Origin of the sequence: Streptomyces kebangsaanensis (genome assembly GCF_001906585.1) — a bacterium.
GTDB lineage: Bacteria > Actinomycetota > Actinomycetes > Streptomycetales > Streptomycetaceae > Streptomyces > Streptomyces kebangsaanensis.
Window position 1 is genome coordinate 80,884 of sequence record NZ_JUJA01000033.1, and the last position, 15,998, is coordinate 96,881.

Here is a 15,998-nt window from a genome sequence, read left to right on the forward strand (position 1 = left end):
GGCCGCCGTGTCCAGGTCGGCGGACGGGGCCAGGCTGCGCAGCTCGTCCGTGACGGCGAGCAGTGCCGCGAGATGGCCCGCGAGCTGGATGTCCAGCTCCTCCTCACGGGAACGGTGCGGGAAGTCGGAGGAGGTGCCGGAGGACCCGGTGCGTATCGGTTCATACATGGGATGACCTCCTGTGCGCTGACAGAAGGCATCCTAGCTTAGAACTCGTCTAAAGTTGAGGCGGTTCGCGGAATCGGTCCGTACGCGCACCGAGGGTGAGCGTCAGGCCTGGCCGTAGCCCTCCAGGAAGTTCCCGATCCGCTCCACGGCGTCGCGCAGGTCGCCGACCGTGGGCAGCGTGACAACCCGGAAGTGGTCCGGCTCGGGCCAGTTGAAGCCGGTGCCCTGGACGATCATGATCTTCTCGCGGCGCAGCAGGTCCAGCGCCATCTGCCGGTCGTCCTTGATCTTGAAGACCGCGGGGTCCAGGCGCGGGAAGAGGTACAGCGCCCCCTTCGGCCGTACGCACGTCACGCCCGGGATCTGCGTGAGCATCTCGTAGGCGGTGTCCATCTGCTCCTTCAGCCGCCCTCCCGGCAGCACCAGGTCGTCGATGGACTGCCGCCCGCTGAGCGCGGCGACCACGCCGTGCTGGCCCGGCATGTTCGCGCACAGGCGCATGTTCGCCAGGATCGTCAGGCCCTCGATGTAGGAGTCGGCGTGCGCGCGAGGGCCGGAGATCGACATCCAGCCGACCCGGTAGCCGGCCACCCGGTACGCCTTGGACATGCCGTTGAAGGTGAGGGTCAGCAGGTCCGGGGCGACCTTCGCGGTCGGCGTGTGCGTGGCGCCGTCGTAGAGGATTTTGTCGTAGATCTCGTCGGAGCAGACCAGCAGGTTGTGCCGGCGGGCGATGTCGGTCAGCCCCTTGAGCACGGCCCGGTCGTACACCGCGCCGGTGGGGTTGTTGGGGTTGATGATGACGATCGCCTTGGTGCGGTCGGTGACCTTGCGTTCCACGTCGGCGAGGTCGGGCATCCAGTCGGACTGCTCGTCGCAGCGGTAGTGGACGGCGGTGCCCCCGGCCAGGGAGACGGCGGCGGTCCACAGCGGGTAGTCCGGCGCCGGGACGAGGACCTCGTCGCCGTCGTCCAGCAGACCCTGCATGGCCATCACGATCAGCTCGGAGACGCCGTTGCCGATGAAGACGTGCTCGACGTCCGTCTCGATGCCGAGGGTCTGGTTGTGCATGACGACCGCGCGCCGCGCGGCCAGCAGGCCCTTGGCGTCGCCGTAGCCGTGGGCCGTGGAGACGTTGCGGAGGACGTCCTCCAGGATCTCCGGCGGGCATTCGAAGCCGAACGCGGCCGGGTTGCCCGTGTTCAGCTTGAGGATGCGGTGACCGGCGGCCTCGAGCCGCATCGCTTCCTCGAGCACCGGGCCCCGGATCTCGTAACAGACGTTGGCGAGCTTGGTCGACTGGGTCACCTGCATGCCCTGGAGCTTACGGCCGGGTAACGCCCCGTGGCGCGTGTTATCCGCCACGTGAGACATCCGCGTGTCGGCGCGCGCCGCCGACGCGCGGGCAGGGAAAGCCCTACGGTCCGGCGTCGCGCCCTTGTTCACCCACCCCTCTGTGCTCACAATGCACATGACAAAAAAGCGGGTGGCCGGAGGATCTCCGGTCGCCCCCGTCGCAAGAGGGGACCCCACATGAGAAAGCCTCTCGTCGCCGCACTGTTCGCCCTGGTGATCGCCGGGGCCGGTGCGGCACCCGCGGTCGCCGCGCCCGCGCAGGAAGCCGGCGGCGCGGCTCCGCCCAGAAATCCGTCAGTGCGGCCCCCGCGCCCTGGCCGTCGACTTCGTCAGCGCTGCCGCGCTCAGCAATTGCTCCGGCCCGGTCGTCCGCCTCCCCAGTTCCGCGGACAGCCACCCGGTGCTCGTGTTCACCAATGGCCGCTGCCTGGAGACCGGCCCCGTCGCTCGGCAAGGTTTTCGCCGTCAACAGCATCGGTGAGGAGAGCGGCGGCCGCTGCACCGTGAACAACCGTTCCTGGGAACTGAGCGGGAGTGAGTCCGGTCAGCCGCACGCCCCGAACGGTAGTTGGGCGCACTGGTCGTCCGCTTTCGCATCCCGGGCGGCGACACGGATCTTGTCCGTGGTCCGGGCCGGGCGGGCGGAGTCCCTCACGACCTGGCCTGTGGGTACGGCCAGAGGCGACGGGGAGGCCCTGAACCATCTCTCTGGTGGAGCAGGGGCCCCGCTCGCCGGCACCGCACCCGGCGTCCCAGATCGCACGGCAACGCTACCCCGACCGGCCCAGAGCACCGCAAGGCTGCCAGCCGACCATCACACGATCGAGCTAAACCGACCTCGTACACATTCCCGACGAGCAGTTGCCAACCCTGCGAGGTCGACGCGAGCGGCAACATCACCGTCCGCAAGGGCATCAACTACGCCCAGCAGACCTACCAGATCCCCGCCTGCTTCGCCGCCGGCAACCAGCTTGACCTGAACAGGAGCGGCTGCACCCTGCCCAAGCCGTAACCCCGTCACGGCGGTCGACTGCGGGCGGTCGCGCCTCACCTCCGGCGGACCGCCCGTCCCGCCAGTACGTCCGTGCGCCGCCCGTCCTCGATCACGAACCGGCCGTCGACCAGGACGTACGGAATCCCCACCGGCAGCGCGCGCGGCCGCTCGAAGGTCGCGCCCGGCGCGACGGTGGCCGGGTCGAACAGCACCAGGTCGGCCCGGTACCGCTCGCGGACCACGCCCCGGTCCGGCAGCCGCAGCCGGGCCGCCGCCCGCCCGGTGAGGTGCGCGACGCACTCCTCCAGCGACAGCACGCCCAACTCCCGGACGTACCGGCCGAGATACCGCGGGAAGGTGCCGTACGCCCGTGGATGCGGCTTGGCGCCCCGCAGGATGCCATCGGAGCCGCCGGTGTGGACGCGGTGGCGCATGATCGCCCGGACGTTCTCCTCGTGGCCGACGTGCTGCAGGACCGTCGTGCCGAGCCGGTCCTCGACCAGCAGCCGGCGGGCCGTGGCCCAGGGCTCCTCACCGCGCCGGTCCGCCGACTCCCGTACCGTGCGGCCGACGTACTCGGCCAGCGCGGGATCGGTGACACCGGAGATCTCGATCGTGTCCCACTCCACCGGCACGCCGTGGCAGCCGTCGGAGCCGGCCACCTCCAGGTCGTGGCGGACGCGTGCGGCGGCGGTGTCGTCGGTGAGCCGGCCGAGGGCCGCCTCGGGACCGCCCTCGCCCGCCCAGCTCGGCAGCAGCGCGGCCAGGGTGGTGCTGCCGGGGGTGTAGGGGTAGGTGTCGAGGGTGATGTCGGCACCGGCGGCGAGCGCGTCGTCCAGCAGCGCCAGCAGCTCGGGCGCGCGGCCCTCGTTGGGGCCGAAGTTCAGGGTGGCGTGCGCGAGATGCAGCGGGCAGCCCGCCTCGCGCGCGAGGGCCACCACCTCCTCGTACGCCTGAAGCGCACCGGACCCGTAACTGCGGTGGTGCGGGCAGTAGTAGCCGCCGTGCTCCGCCACCACCCGGCACAGCTCGGTCAGTTCGGCGTCCCCCGCGTACATCCCGGGCGTGTAGGTGAGCCCCGACGACATGCCGACGGCGCCCTGCTCCATGCCCTCGGCGACCACCTGCCGCATCCGGTCCAGTTCTTCGGGTGTGGCCGCGCGGTCCTCCCAGCCGACGACGAGCGCGCGGACCGTGCCCTGCGGGATCAGGTACGCGGCGTTCACCGCGATGCCCTCGCCGCCGAAGCCGCGGTCCAGCCGGTCCAGGTACTCGCCCACCGAGCGCCAGTCGAAGTCGATGTCGTCGCCGTACCCGTTCCAGCCGGTGACCGCCCGGCGGACCTCCTCCAGCGTGCGGTCGTCGACCGGCGCGTACGACAGCCCGTCCTGCCCGATCACCTCCAGCGTGACGCCCTGCGCGGCCTTCGCGCTGTGGTCGGGGTCGCGCAGCAGGGCCAGGTCGCTGTGGGCGTGCATGTCGATGAAGCCGGGGGCCAGGACCAGGCCCTCCGCGTCCAGCTCCCGCCTCGCCCGCGGGCGCTGGCAGCCGGCCGCCGCGGCCTCCTTGACGATCGAGACGATCCTGCCGTCCTTGACCGCGACATCGGCGCGGTAGGAGGGGGCGCCGGTGCCGTCGACGACGTCCGCGTCCCGGATGGCCAGATCGGCGAAGTCGGCGAGCTCCACCGGATCCATGGGGGCGCCTCCTGTCCCGAGAACTCTCAGAAGAACGTACGGATGTAGTCGACGACCGTGCCGTCCGCCTCCGCGACCGGGATCAGCGGCCACTTGTCGAAGGACGTGCACGGATGGGACAGCCCCAGACCGATCCAGTCGCCGACCTCCACGTCCGCCCCGGGCCCGGTGCTCAGCCAGGCGTGCTGGTCGGACAGGCGGGTGACCTCGATGCCCGTCGCCGGACGCTCGACGCCGTCCCGGCGCACCACCTGGGCGAAGGGCAGGTGGAGGTCGTACGCCGCGTCCCGCTTGCCCGCGTTGACGAAGGCCTGGTCGGGGGAGGGGCGGGAGACGACCTGCGCCCACAGGCGGAAGGCGGGCTCCAGGGCGCCCTCCTCCGGGACGCGGTTGAACGGGGTGATTTTCCGGTAGTGGCCGTCGTCGTGCGAGACGTACGCCCCCGAGCGCAGCAACCTCAGGACGGGGAGGGAGAGTTCGGGGATCTCCGCGAACACGTCGGCCACCGCGTCGAACCAGGCGCTGCCGCCCGCGCTCACCACGACCTCGTCGGCCCGCGCGAACCGCCCCGCCTTGTCGAGGTCGACGGCGAGCGCGACGAGCCGGCGCAGCCACGTGCGCACCCGCTCCGGGTCGGCCCGCGGGATCTCGCCCTCGTATCCGGCGACCCCGACGAGCCGCAGCGTGTCCGTGGCCGCCACCGCGTCGGCGACCGCCGCGCACTCGGCCTCCGTGCGCACGCCGGTCCGCGCGCCCTCCCCGGCGCCCAGCTCGACGACCACGTCCACCGGGCGCCCTCCGGCCCCCTCCAGGGCCGCGTCCATCAGCTCCACCCCGCGCACGGAGTCGACGTAGCAGACGAAGCGGAAGGCCGGGTCGGCGGCCAGTTCGGCGGCGAGCCGGCGCAGGGCGGCCGGGTCCACCAGCTCGTTGGCCAGGAAGATCCGCCGGATGCCGAACGCCCGTGCCACCCACACCTGGTGCGGCGTCGCGAGCGTGATGCCCCACGCGCCGTGCTCGATCTGCCGGTGGAAGAGCTGGGGCGCCATGGAGGTCTTGCCGTGCGGGGCGAAGGCGAGACCGTGGCGGTCCGCGTACGTCTCCATCAGCCGCAGGTTGTGCTCCAGCCGCTCGGCGGAGAGGGCGAGCACGGGGGTGGCGAAGCCTCCGGTGAACAGGTTGCGGCGCTGGGCGGCCAGCTCGCCCACGGTCAGGCCGTCCGCGTCCGGCGGGAGGCCCTTGAAGCGGTGGTCGACGCGTTCCTCGGCCAGACGGGCCAGCGCCTCGGTGCTCATGGAACCTCCCTGATCAGGTGTGTTGCGTTCCTTGCAATGGTCATTGCGCATATCGCTCAACGCTGTCTAGCATCCCGGCCAGGCGAGGTCAACGAAGGGCCCCGCGACCCGAACGACCCAGGAGCTACGAGCATCGTGACCGCCGACGGATCCCGCAACGGCACCGACGTGGTGGACGTCGCGGCGCTCGGCGAGTCCATGGTCACGTTCCTGCCCTCCCGTCCGGGCCGCCTCGCCGACGTGCCGTCCTTCGAGCGCGCCATCGGCGGCGCCGAGTCCAACGTCGCCTGCGCGCTGGCCGCCGCCGGGCACTCGGCGCGCTGGGTGAGCCGGGTCGGCGCGGACGGCTTCGGCGACCACCTGGTGGCGGCGATCGGGTCGTACGGCGTCGACGTGACCTCCGTACGGCGCGACCCCGACCGCCCGACCGGCGTCTACTTCCGCACGGCCGGCGACCGGGCCGGCGACGCGCACGAGGTGGCGTACTACCGCGCCGGCTCGGCGGCCTCCGCGATGGCCGTCGGCAACGTCGACACGGCGGCGCTGCACGCCTGCCGCGTGCTGCACCTGTCGGGCATCACCGCGGCGCTCTCCGACGACTGCCTGGAACTGCTGCGCGAGCTGACGGCTCCCGGCCCCGGCCGCCCGCTCGTCTCCTTCGACGTCAACTTCCGGCCCGGACTGTGGAGGGACGCCGACGGGCCGCGCGTGCTGCTGGAGCTGGCGCGCCGCGCCGACATCGTGTTCGTCGGCCACGACGAGGCACGCCAGGCGTGGGGCCTGCACGGTGGACGGGCCGTCCTCGACGCGCTGCCCGAACCGGAGATCGTGGTCGTCAAGCAGGGACCGGGCGGAGCGACCGCCTGCGACAGGAACACCGAGGGCCTGGAGGACGGCGACGGCACCGCGGCGTTCGTCCGGGCCCCGAAGGTCGACGTCGTCGCCCACGTCGGCGCCGGCGACGCCTTCGCCGCCGGGTTCCTCTCCGCCACCCTGCGCGGACTGCCCGTCCGCGACCGCCTCCGCCACGGCCACCTGATGGCCGCCGCCGCCCTCACCGTCCCCGGCGACCTCGCCAGGCCGCCCGTCCGCGACCACGCCGACCGCCTTGCCGCCCTGGACGAGGAGGCGTGGGGGAGACTGCGACTCGGCCCCGGCTGGACGACGCGTACCACGGCCGGGGACGACGAGGAGGTACGGACACCATGAGCCGGACCGTCGACCGCGCGCTGAGCATCCTGCCGCTGCTCGCCGAGGGCCCCGCCGACCTCGGGCGGGTCGCCGACCGGCTCGGTGTGCACAAGTCCACCGCCCTGCGGCTGCTGCGCACCCTCCACGAGCACGGCCTGGTCTACCGCCAGTCCGACCAGCGCTACCGCCTCGGCGCCCGGCTCTTCGCCCTCGCCCAGGAGGCGATGGAGAGCCTCGATGTCCGCGAGATCGCCCACCCCCACCTCGTACGCCTCAACGAGACGTGCGGGCACACCGTGCACCTCGCCGTCCACGAGGACGGCGAGGTCCTCTACATCGACAAGGTGGACGGCCGCTACCCGGTGCGCATGTACTCCCGGATCGGCAGGCCCGTCGCCATCACCGTCGCCGCCGTGGCCAAGCTGCTGCTCGCCGACCTGCCCGAGGCCGAGCGGCGCGCGGTCGCGGAGAGGCTCGACTATCCGATGTACACGGCCCGTTCGACGCCGAACGCCGCCGCCTTCCTCAAGGAGCTGGCGACAGTGCGCGAGCAGGGCTGGGCCACCGACCTCGGCGGCCACGAGGAGTCCATCAACTGCGTCGCCGCGCCCGTCCGAGGCGCCGACGGCCGGGTGGTCGCCGCGATGTCGGTCTCCGCGCCGAACGTCGTCGTCACCGCCGACGAACTCCTCACCCTGCTCCCGCTGGTGCGCCGTACCGCCGACGCGATCAGCGGCGAGTACTCCGGAAGAACGCCAGCGAAAGGCACCGCCGAATGACCGAGAAGACCGCGCTCACTCCCAGCACCCACACCACCCCGCCCGCCGCGTTCTCCCACGGGGTGAGGAAGGGAAACATCCTCCAGGTCGCCGGCCAGGTCGGCTTCCTGCCCGCGGAGGAGGGCAGGCCGCCCACGCCCGCCGGCCCCACCCTGCGCGAGCAGACCCTCCAGACCCTCGCCAACGTCAAGGCGGTCCTTCAGGAGGGCGGCGCGAGCTGGGACGACGTGATGATGCTCCGCGTCTACCTCACGGACGTGGACCACTTCGCGGAGATGAACGACGTCTACAACGCCTACTTCGAGGAGCAGGGCCTCACCCAGCCTCCCGCCGCCCGCACCACGGTCTACGTCGGCCTGCCCCCGGGCCTCCTCGTCGAGATCGACGCGCTCGCGGTGCTCGGCTGATTCCGGAAGTCTTCGGGCGTCTTCGGGCATCTTCGAACAACGAAGTCGGGGCTGGCTGTGCCCGTCACAGGATCTTCGACCATACTGCCCGCTGTGGAGCAGCGCATAGGTTCGAGCAGCCGGCCCCTGAAGGCCGAGCCCGTGAAGGGCGCCGGGTTCGACCCGGCGTACATCCCCGGCCTCACCGCACCCGCGCCCGCGGAACCGGCGGACGCCCGGCCGCAGGAGGCCGGGGAGCCGCCCGCGGCGAAGGACGTGGCCCCGGAGAACGAGGTCCCGGAGAACGAGGTCCCGGAGAACGAGGTCCCGGAGGACGAGGCACCCGAGGACGCGGCCCCGCGGGACGCGGAGCCCGCCGAGGAGCCCGAGCCGGAGGCGGAACCACCCGCGGACGGCCCCGTCTTCGAGGCCTCCGACCGACGGGCCGGCATCGTCGCCGACCACAGGGGCATACGCCTGTCCCTCGACGACCAGCAGTGCGAGTTCCGCTGGGACGAGATCGGCGCCGTCGAGACGGCGACCCCCCGTTTCGGCAAGCGGTTCACCGTCACCGTCCACACCCCCGACCGCCGCTGGTACCCGATCGAGGTCGACGCCCCGGCCAGGGCGCGTTTCGCCGAGTGGGAGAAGCAGCTGGACGCGGTCCTGGACGCGTACTTCGAGGACGGCGCGGCGGGCGAGGACGCGGCGGAGGAGCCGCCCGCCGAGGACTCCTGACCCCGGCGACTCCTGACCCCTGCGGTACCGGGCCCGGGCGGCTGCCGGGGCCCGGTACCGCGCCGGAGATCAGCCGAGCGTGAGCCACGTGCGGTCGGTGGCGATCGCCTCCATCTGCTCCATGGTGAGCACCGGCTCCTCGCGGGTCGCCGGGGTGTTCTGGGCCCCGGAGTTGAAGGCGCTGATCACCACGCGCAGACCGTCGGGCCGGATGGTGTCCACGCTCCACCAGACGATCCCCGAGATGCCCTTGTCACCGGACTGCTTGCGGAGGGCGACCTTGGTGCCGTCGGGCAGGACCTTGGCGTCCGAGCCGAACAACTGGTCCTCGACGTCCTGCATGCCGGGCTGGACGTTGACCTGCACCAGGCTCCTGCCCCTGCCGTCGTCCAGGACGAGGTACCCGAACTGGTCGTCGTCCGGCGGGCTCTTGGAGACGATCTTGAGCCCGTCCGGCACCAGTGCGGTGAGTGTGGTCGAGATCGAGCCGCGGGGGGTGGCCGGTGTCGTGTCCGGCCCGGCCGGGGAGCGCTTGTCGAGGGGCATGGCGTCGGCGGCCGTACGCCATTCGTGCGCGGTGACGAGCGCCGTCAACTGACCGAGGTCGAGCGGCGGTTGCTTCCGTGTGACGGGCGAGTCCTTCTCGGCGGCGGCGTTCCACTCCTGCACGCCGACGTGCCCGCCCGCCGGCGTGACGAGTTCGGCGGTCCACCGCTTCGTGCCGCTGCGGCTGTTCGGGTACTCGTACCCCTTGAAGAGCATCAGGACGGAGCCGTCGGACAGCTTCGTGGTGGTGCAGGCGTCGTAGGCGACGAACAGCTTGTCGGGGCACTGGGTGATCTGGCGGGCTTCCCGGCTCCCGGGCTGCACGCGGTCGAGGGACACGGTGATGGCGGCCTTGCCCCTTCCGTCGTCGTACACGGCCCCGGCGTAGGACCCGTTGTCCGTGACGTGGCCGCCCTCGCTGCTGATCCCCCCCTCGGGAAGCAGCTCCTCGAGGGTGCGGACGATGTCGTCGGCGGACATGGGGGCCTGGGGAGCGGTGGAGGCGGACCGGGCAGTGGTGGAGGCGGACCGGGACGACGGGTCGGCCGCCGCGGTCTGCTGCCGTCCGCCGTCCCCCTGCCCGCCGGGGAGGAGCAGGGCCCCGCCCAGCCCGACGAGCGCCACCGCGGCGGCCGTGCCGGCGACGGCGACCCGCCGCCGCGAGCGCATCCGCCGCCCGTGCGCCTCGCCGCGGGCGGCCAGGTCCTGCCGGTCGGTCCCGTCGGCTCCGAACGCGGTGCCGGTGTCCCGCAGGGCGCCGGCGAACCGCTCCTCGAAGGGGTCGGGCTCGTGGTCGTGGTCGTGGTCGTGATCTGCAACAGGCATGACGAACCGCCGTCTCCGCAACGTTGGTTGATGATCGATGATCCGGTCGTGGGCCGGAGCGGGTCAGGACCTCGCGTACTCGCCGAGGGAGTCGCCGAGCAGCACGCGCAGCCGGGCGAGGGCGCGGACGCAGCGTGTCCGGACGGCCGCCGAGCTGGCGTTCAGCACGGCGGCCGTCTCCTCGATGCTGCGGTCCTCCCAGTAGCGCAGGACGACCACCGCACGGTCCTTGGCCGGGAGTTGTCCGAGTGCTTCCAGGAGGGTCAGCCGCAGCGGCGCGTCGCCGCCCGTCTGCGGCTCGGGCACCTCGGGGAGCACGCCGGTGGCGCGCTCCCTGCGGCTGCTGTGGCGACGCCGGTGGGCGAGGAAGGCGCAGGTGAGGACGGTCTGGGCGTAACCGGCCGGGTTGTCGGCGCGGGAGACCTTCTTCCAGTGGACGTACACCCGGCCGAGGGTCTCCTGGACCAGGTCCTCGGCGAGATGGGTGTCACCACCGGTGAGCAGACAGGCCGAGCGGTACAGGTGCCCGGCCCGCGCCGCCGCGAACTCCGGAAAACCGTTGTCGCGGGTCTTTCTCATGCGTTCCCCCGTGCCGTCTGTCGTTCGGTCCGTCCGTACCCTCTCGCCTCTTTGATGCGCTGGGCCCGCCGGAATGTTTCACGGCGGTTCCGAACTGTTTCCACGGCCCGAGGACGACGGGTGCCGGGTGAGCGCACTTCTGTGCGCTCACCCGGCACCCGTCACTCGCTTCGGGGCCCGTGCTACGGCAGTGCGTGCACGTGCGGGCCCACCGTGTTCGACCAGGCGTTGCCGGCCGTGGCGTCCCAGTTGGTGGACCAGGTCATCGCGCCGCGCAGGTCCGGGTAGGTCCTGGACGGCTTGAAGGAGCCGCAGTTGGTGAGCTTCGTCAGGCAGTCCAGGGCGTTGTTCACGACGGTGGGGGAGACGTAGCCGCTGCCCGCGCCGCGGGTGGAGGCGGGGACGCCCAGGCCGACCTGGGAGGGGGCGAGGCCGCCTTCCAGCTGGATGCAGGCCAGGGCGGTGAGGAAGTCGACCGAGCCCTGGCTGTAGACCTTGCCGTCGCAGCCCAGCATCGAACCACTGTTGTAGTACTGGGTGTTGACGACCGTGAGGATGTCCTTGACGTTCAGCGCGGTCCGGAAGTAGCCGGCCGACGTGGACTGCATGTCGATCGTCTGCGGGGCCATCGTGATGATCAGTGACGGGCCCGCCTTGGCCGACAGGGAGCGCAGGGCCTGCGTCATGTAGGTGGCGTTGAGACCGTTCTCCAGATCGATGTCGACGCCGTCGAAGCCGTACGTCTGCATCAGGGAGTACACGGAGTTGGCGAAGTTCGTCGCGGAGGCGGAGTCGTTCACCGCGACGGTGCCCCTCTCGCCGCCCACCGAGACGATGACCTTCTTGCCGGCGGCCTGCTTGGTCCTGATGTCCGCCTTGAACTGGTCGACGGTGTAGCCCCTCAAGCCGGCCGTGTCGAGGTTGAAGGTCACCGCGCCCGGCGTGCTCGTGGCGTCGGCGAAGGAGACCGCGATGATGTCGTACTGCGACGGGACGTCCGAGATCCTCTGGACGGCCGCGCCGTTGTCGAAGTTCTGCCAGTAGCCGGTCACCACGTGCTTCGGCAGGCCCGTGCCGCCGCCCCCGCCGCCGGCCGTCGTCGTGCCGGTCACGGTCGCCGACTTCGCCGACTCGCCCGCCGCGTTGACCGCGGTGACCTGGAAGGGGTACGAGGTGGAGGCCGCGAGCCCGGTCACGGTCGCCGACGTGCCGGTCACCGCCGTGACCTTCGTGCCGCTGCGGTAGACGTTGTAGCCGGTCGCGCCCGAGACCGTGTTCCAGGCCAGGGAGACGGACGAGGACGTCGTGCCCGTCACCGCCAGGCCGCCCGGTGCCGCCGGGACCGTCGGGGCCGGGTCACCGCCGCCGCCCCCGTCGGGGCCGAGGACCGAGACGTCGTCGGCGTAGTACGCCGCCTGCCCGTACCAGCCGTGCAGGTACACCGTCACCGAGGTCGTCGAGGAACCGGTGGTGAAGGCGGTCGACAGCTGCTTCCAGCCCGCCGAGTCCGGCGTCCACGTCGACACGTCCGTCGTGCCCGTGCCGGTCGCGCCCAGGTAGGTGTAGCCGCCCTGCACCCAGGCGCTCAGCGTGTACGTCGAGTTGGGCCTGACCGCCACCGTCTGGGTGCACTTGGCGTTGTCCTGCCCGGCCGGCGTGGCCTTCAGCGCGGCGGAGCCGCCGTGCACGGGGGAGGAGACGGTCGTACCGCTGCCGGCCGAGCACGTCCAGTTGCTCAGGCCCGACTCGAAGCCGGCGTTCCTGGCGTTGTTGACGTCCGCCGCCGCGGCCTGGCCGGTGACGGCGAAGGAGAGGGCGAGGGCGGCGGTGACGGCTCCCGACCACAGGCGCAGCCGCCGTCCGCCGGGTCTGGGCATGCCTGGTACGCGGTCCACTGGGGCCTCCGGTGGGGGAGTGGGGAAGGAGGGGAGGACTGGGAAACGGTGGCCACCGCTTGGTCGTACAAGTTGGTCCAGACCATTCTTCCTGTCAAGAGGTCCAGACCAAATGGGCGCCCCGGGGCCCCGCCGGGCCGGCCTCAAGCGGGGCCCGAAGTCAACTGCCCGTACACGGCCCATGCTTTTGGGTCGCGGCGGGATGCTCAACCTGCCCCGTTTTCGTGCGACTTGCGCAACAAGAGTTGCCACTCGGCTGCGGAATCGCTGTTCTCCGCCGGTAGAGGCGTGGATACAGTGCTGAGGTAGTCACGCAGTGAAGTCAACTCGGTGCGCCGGAGGAACGACGGCGGGCCGACAGGCGTCAAACGGGGAGCAGCGCGTGTCAACTGCCATTGCTGTGACCAGTGCCGACATGGCGCTGCCCGCGCAGGACGAACGGACCGTGCCCGCCGTCGTCCTGCCGGACCTGGACCGCCGGCCGCTCGAGGAGACGCTGGACGGGGTGCAGGCGCTGATCGACCACCACGGGCACGTCGTCGTCGTGTGCTCGCGCGCCGCCCCCGGCGGGGTCGCGCGCCGCCTGCACACGATCCGCTCCCTGCTGGAGAGCGACCGCATCGCCCTGTTCCGGCCCGACCTGCCCCCGCTCGGGCTCGCCGTCCTCGCCCGCCAGTTACGCCAGCTCGCCTCCTGCGACCTCGGCCCCGGCGTGCTCGCCTCGGCCGCCCGGCTGCTCACCCACTACATCCACTCCGGCGCGGTCCTGGGCTCCGTCGCCCGCCTCGACCACGTTCCCGTCGGCCTCAAGGCGCACGCCAAGTCCTGGGTTCCCGGCAGCCAGTTCGGCGTCGTCGCCCACCCCGAGCCGCAGCTGGTGAGGCTCGACCCCGGAGCCACCCTGGCCGGACCGGACTTCGGCACCTGGATGCTGCTGGCCAAGGGCCGGCTCCAGTCCGACTGGGTCGGCACCACCCTCGCCCCGGCCTGGCACGTGCAGGGACTGCACGAGGTCCCGCTCCCGGCCGAGTCCGCCACCTGGTGGGGGACCGGAAAGCTGGTCGAGTTCTGCACCTACCTGCCCGACCTGTCGGTGCTCTACCAGCTCGTCGCCTCGGTGCGCCGGGGCGTGTGCCACTGGTGCGGCATCGACGTCATCGGAGACCGCTGCGTCTTCTGCTCCGCCGTCCCGCCCGTCCACGAGAGCCCGGCACCCACCGGGTTCGGGTGAGCCCTGAACCCCCGCCGTCCGAACCTGCCCGACCCTGCTCGATCCCGCTCGATCCCGCTTGACTCCGTTCGATCCCGCTCGACTCCGCCGACCGACACCCCCATGAGGTTGCAGGGTTCATGAACTCCCGTCAGCGCCGCGGCGTGATACTCCTGATTCTGTCCGTCATCTGCGCCCTCGGCGCGTTCGCGGGCGTGCTCTCCGTCGTCAGCGACGTGAAGTCCAAGGTCGGCCCCGAGGTCACCGCCTACCAGCTCAAGACCGATGTGCCGCCGTACACCGCGCTGAACACGGGCCAGTTCGAGAAGATCAAGATGCCCAAGCGGTGGCTGTCGCCGAACGCCGTGACCGACCTCGACCGGATCCGGGGCAAGATCGCGGTGACCACCCTGCGCCAGGGCTCCCTGCTGCAGAGCGACATGATCGTGAACCAGCCCGCCCTGCAGCCGGGGCAGCAGGAGGTCGCCATCATGATCGATGCGGCGACCGGCGTCGCCGGCAAGATCACGCCGGGCTCCACGGTCAACGTGTACGCCACCTTCGCCGGACGGCGGGAGGGTGACCCCGCCCAGTCCAAGATCATCGTCACCAACGCCAGGGTGCTGGACGTCGGCCGGATCACCGCCCTGGACCCCCAGGCCGACAACAGGACCCAGCAGCCCACCCAGGCCGTCCCCATCACCTTCGCGCTCTCCACCATCGACGCCCAGCGCATCACCTACGCCGAGTCGTTCGCCCAGCGGGTCCGGCTCGCGCTGGTCGCACCCGGCACCGACCCCGGCGTCCCGGACAAGGACCGGACCTACGAACTCGCGAAAGACAAGTGAGAGGCCCGCACGCATGCCCACCAGGATCCTCCCGGCAGTCGGCGACGCGGACGCGGCCCGGTCCCTCGTCACCCTGCTCAGCCAGCTCCCCGACGCCGAGCCGGCGCCCCCGGTCGCCGACTCCACCCAGCTCGTCGACACCCTCGCACGCCTGGCCGCCGAGTCCGTCGACGAACTGCCCGAGATCGTGGTGGTGCACGAGCGGATCGGCCCCGTTCCGGCCCTGGAGCTGATCCGCGAAGTGGCCCTGCGCTTCCCGGCGGTCGGCGTCATCCTCATCACCTCCGACGCGAGCCCCGGCCTGTTCTCCGCCGCGATGGACTCCGGCGCGCGCGGCCTGGCGGCGCTCCCGCTGAGCTACGAGGAAGTGGCCAGCCGCGTACAGGCGGTGGCCCAGTGGTCGGTGGGCGTACGGCGTCACCTCGGCCACGGCGGTGACGTGTTCACCGGGGCCGGCGGGCGCGTGGTGACGGTGAGCGGGGCCAAGGGCGGGGTGGGCGCCACCCTCACCGCGATACAACTCGCCCTCGCCGCACAGGCGTCCGGCCACAGCACGGCCCTGGTCGACATGGACCTCCAGACCGGTGACGTCGCCTCCTACCTGGACGTCCAGTTCCGCCGCTCGGTCGTCGACCTCGCCGCCATCACCGACATCTCCCCGCGCGTCCTGGCCGACGCCGTCTTCCGCCACGACACCGGACTCGCGCTGCTGCTCGCCCCCGGTGAGGGCGAACGCGGCGAGGAGGTCACCGACCGCGCCGCCCGCCAGATCGTCAGCGCCCTGCGCTCCCGCTACGAGATCGTCGTCCTGGACTGCGGGGCCCAGCTGAGCGGGGCGAGCGCGGCGGCCGTGGAGATGGCCGACACGGCCCTGCTGCTGACGACTCCGGACGTGGTCGCGGTGCGCGCCGCCAAGAGGACCGTACGGATGTGGGACCGGCTGCAGATCCGCAAGGCCGAGGAGACGACGGTCGTGGTCAACCGCCACAACCGGGGCACCGAGATCCAGCCGCCGCTCATCCGGAGGATCACCGGCACGGCGGTGGCGGGGACGGCCGTCCCCGCGGCCTTCAAGGAACTCCAGGGCGCGGTGGACGCCGGCCGCATCCACGAGCTCGACAGCAGGAGCACGGTCAAACAGGCCCTGTGGGGCCTCGCGGGCGAACTCGGGATGGTCAAGGCGCCCGTGGGAGCCCACAGGGGCGGCGGCCGGCCGCGGGGTGGCGACCGGGGGTCGGTGAGCTTCCGGCGGCGCAGGGAGGCAGGACGATGAGGACAAGGGCGGCGGGCGCGGGGGAGCCGTGGTCACGGCTGTTACGGCGGCGGCTGCGCTCCGACAGCGGGCAGGTCGCCGTCGAGTTCCTCGGCATGGCACCGACGATCATCATCACGCTGGTGCTGCTGTGGCAGTGCGCGCTGCTGGGATACACGTACACGCTCGCGGGGAACGCCGCCGACGAGGCGGTACGGGCGGGAACGGCGGCGCCCCCC

General features: G+C 72.0%; 14 protein-coding genes and 2 pseudogenes. 9 read left to right on the forward strand and 7 right to left on the reverse strand.

The window, feature by feature from the left end; all coding sequences use genetic code 11:
- Together RH94_RS46950 and RH94_RS03675 are read right to left on the reverse strand one after the other, a co-directional pair.
- The coding region (locus tag RH94_RS46950; protein ID WP_456154162.1) for an SCO4983 family protein at positions 1-168 on the reverse strand (168 nt) is incomplete at its 3' end.
- A 102-nt stretch (positions 169-270) separates the two neighbouring features.
- The gene (locus RH94_RS03675; RefSeq protein ID WP_073946206.1) at positions 271-1,482 is read right to left on the reverse strand and encodes a pyridoxal phosphate-dependent aminotransferase; all 1,212 of its coding nucleotides are present in this window, start codon (positions 1,480-1,482) and stop codon (positions 271-273) included.
- A 910-nt stretch (positions 1,483-2,392) separates the two neighbouring features.
- On the opposite strand from RH94_RS03675, the pseudogene RH94_RS42200 reads away from it, so the two are divergent.
- Positions 2,393-2,536 (forward strand): annotated as a pseudogene (locus RH94_RS42200) (serine protease); the annotation flags it as partial.
- Between the two features lie 35 nt (positions 2,537-2,571).
- On the opposite strand, the gene RH94_RS03685 reads toward RH94_RS42200, so the two are convergent.
- Both RH94_RS03685 and RH94_RS03690 read right to left on the reverse strand, forming a co-directional pair.
- A complete protein-coding gene (locus RH94_RS03685; RefSeq protein ID WP_073946207.1) occupies positions 2,572-4,215 on the reverse strand; it encodes an N-acyl-D-amino-acid deacylase family protein in 1,644 nt (547 codons plus the stop codon).
- 26 nt (positions 4,216-4,241) lie between these two features.
- The gene (locus RH94_RS03690; RefSeq protein ID WP_073946208.1) at positions 4,242-5,510 is read right to left on the reverse strand and encodes an amino acid deaminase; all 1,269 of its coding nucleotides are present in this window, start codon (positions 5,508-5,510) and stop codon (positions 4,242-4,244) included.
- Between the two features lie 135 nt (positions 5,511-5,645).
- Between RH94_RS03690 and RH94_RS03695 the strand changes: the two genes are divergently transcribed.
- The 4 genes from RH94_RS03695 to RH94_RS03710 all read left to right on the forward strand — a co-directional run bounded on the left by RH94_RS03695 (position 5,646) and on the right by RH94_RS03710 (position 8,604).
- Positions 5,646-6,719, forward strand: coding sequence for a sugar kinase (locus tag RH94_RS03695; RefSeq protein ID WP_073946209.1), 1,074 nt, complete (start codon positions 5,646-5,648; stop codon positions 6,717-6,719).
- Positions 6,716-7,480 carry an IclR family transcriptional regulator gene (locus tag RH94_RS03700; RefSeq protein ID WP_073946210.1) on the forward strand — a complete coding sequence of 255 codons (765 nt, stop codon included), beginning with the start codon at positions 6,716-6,718 and terminating at the stop codon, positions 7,478-7,480. Before RH94_RS03695 ends, RH94_RS03700 begins: the two co-directional genes overlap by 4 nt.
- Positions 7,477-7,887 (forward strand): RidA family protein, encoded by a 411-nt coding sequence (locus RH94_RS03705; RefSeq protein WP_073946211.1) that lies wholly within the window; start codon positions 7,477-7,479, stop codon positions 7,885-7,887. Before RH94_RS03700 ends, RH94_RS03705 begins: the two co-directional genes overlap by 4 nt.
- 93 nt (positions 7,888-7,980) lie before the next feature.
- Positions 7,981-8,604 carry a hypothetical protein gene (locus RH94_RS03710; protein ID WP_073946212.1) on the forward strand — a complete coding sequence of 208 codons (624 nt, stop codon included), beginning with the start codon at positions 7,981-7,983 and terminating at the stop codon, positions 8,602-8,604.
- 69 nt (positions 8,605-8,673) lie between these two features.
- Here the strand turns inward: RH94_RS03710 and RH94_RS03715 are convergent, their stop codons facing one another.
- The 3 genes from RH94_RS03715 to RH94_RS03725 form a co-directional block, all read right to left on the reverse strand.
- Entirely contained in the window at positions 8,674-9,975 is a 1,302-nt protein-coding gene (locus RH94_RS03715; RefSeq protein ID WP_073946213.1) for a hypothetical protein, read from the reverse strand.
- A gap of 63 nt (positions 9,976-10,038) precedes the next feature.
- Complete coding sequence (locus RH94_RS03720) at positions 10,039-10,554, reverse strand: SigE family RNA polymerase sigma factor (protein WP_073946214.1); 516 nt, start codon at positions 10,552-10,554, stop codon at positions 10,039-10,041.
- 182 nt (positions 10,555-10,736) lie between these two features.
- Entirely contained in the window at positions 10,737-12,431 is a 1,695-nt protein-coding gene (locus RH94_RS03725) for a chitinase (protein WP_199880861.1), read from the reverse strand.
- 400 nt (positions 12,432-12,831) lie between these two features.
- On the opposite strand from RH94_RS03725, the gene RH94_RS03730 reads away from it, so the two are divergent.
- The 4 genes and pseudogenes from RH94_RS03730 to RH94_RS42205 all read left to right on the forward strand — a co-directional run.
- Positions 12,832-13,680 (forward strand): hypothetical protein, encoded by an 849-nt coding sequence (locus RH94_RS03730; RefSeq protein WP_407697251.1) that lies wholly within the window; start codon positions 12,832-12,834, stop codon positions 13,678-13,680.
- 119 nt (positions 13,681-13,799) lie between these two features.
- A complete protein-coding gene (gene cpaB, locus RH94_RS03735; protein ID WP_073946216.1) occupies positions 13,800-14,507 on the forward strand; it encodes a Flp pilus assembly protein CpaB in 708 nt (235 codons plus the stop codon).
- Between the two features lie 13 nt (positions 14,508-14,520).
- The gene (locus RH94_RS03740; protein ID WP_073946217.1) at positions 14,521-15,780 is read left to right on the forward strand and encodes an AAA family ATPase; all 1,260 of its coding nucleotides are present in this window, start codon (positions 14,521-14,523) and stop codon (positions 15,778-15,780) included.
- Positions 15,777-15,998, forward strand: a pseudogene (locus RH94_RS42205) (TadE family protein); the annotation flags it as partial. The gene RH94_RS03740 and the pseudogene RH94_RS42205, both read left to right, overlap by 4 nt.

Excerpts from the sequence above, each read along its gene's own strand:
- RH94_RS03685 (WP_073946207.1), bottom strand. The coding sequence starts at position 4,215 with ATGGATCCGGTGGAGCTCGCCGACTTCGCCGATCTGGCCATCCGGGAC.
- RH94_RS03705 (WP_073946211.1), top strand. The coding sequence starts at position 7,477 with ATGACCGAGAAGACCGCGCTCACTCCCAGCACCCACACCACCCCGCCC.
- RH94_RS03715 (WP_073946213.1), bottom strand. The coding sequence starts at position 9,975 with ATGCCTGTTGCAGATCACGACCACGACCACGACCACGAGCCCGACCCC.
- RH94_RS03675 (WP_073946206.1), bottom strand. The coding sequence starts at position 1,482 with ATGCAGGTGACCCAGTCGACCAAGCTCGCCAACGTCTGTTACGAGATC.
- RH94_RS03725 (WP_199880861.1), bottom strand. The coding sequence starts at position 12,431 with ATGCCCAGACCCGGCGGACGGCGGCTGCGCCTGTGGTCGGGAGCCGTC.
- RH94_RS03690 (WP_073946208.1), bottom strand. The coding sequence starts at position 5,510 with ATGAGCACCGAGGCGCTGGCCCGTCTGGCCGAGGAACGCGTCGACCAC.
- cpaB (WP_073946216.1), top strand. The coding sequence starts at position 13,800 with ATGAACTCCCGTCAGCGCCGCGGCGTGATACTCCTGATTCTGTCCGTC.
- RH94_RS03740 (WP_073946217.1), top strand. The coding sequence starts at position 14,521 with ATGCCCACCAGGATCCTCCCGGCAGTCGGCGACGCGGACGCGGCCCGG.
- RH94_RS03700 (WP_073946210.1), top strand. The coding sequence starts at position 6,716 with ATGAGCCGGACCGTCGACCGCGCGCTGAGCATCCTGCCGCTGCTCGCC.
- RH94_RS03720 (WP_073946214.1), bottom strand. The coding sequence starts at position 10,554 with ATGAGAAAGACCCGCGACAACGGTTTTCCGGAGTTCGCGGCGGCGCGG.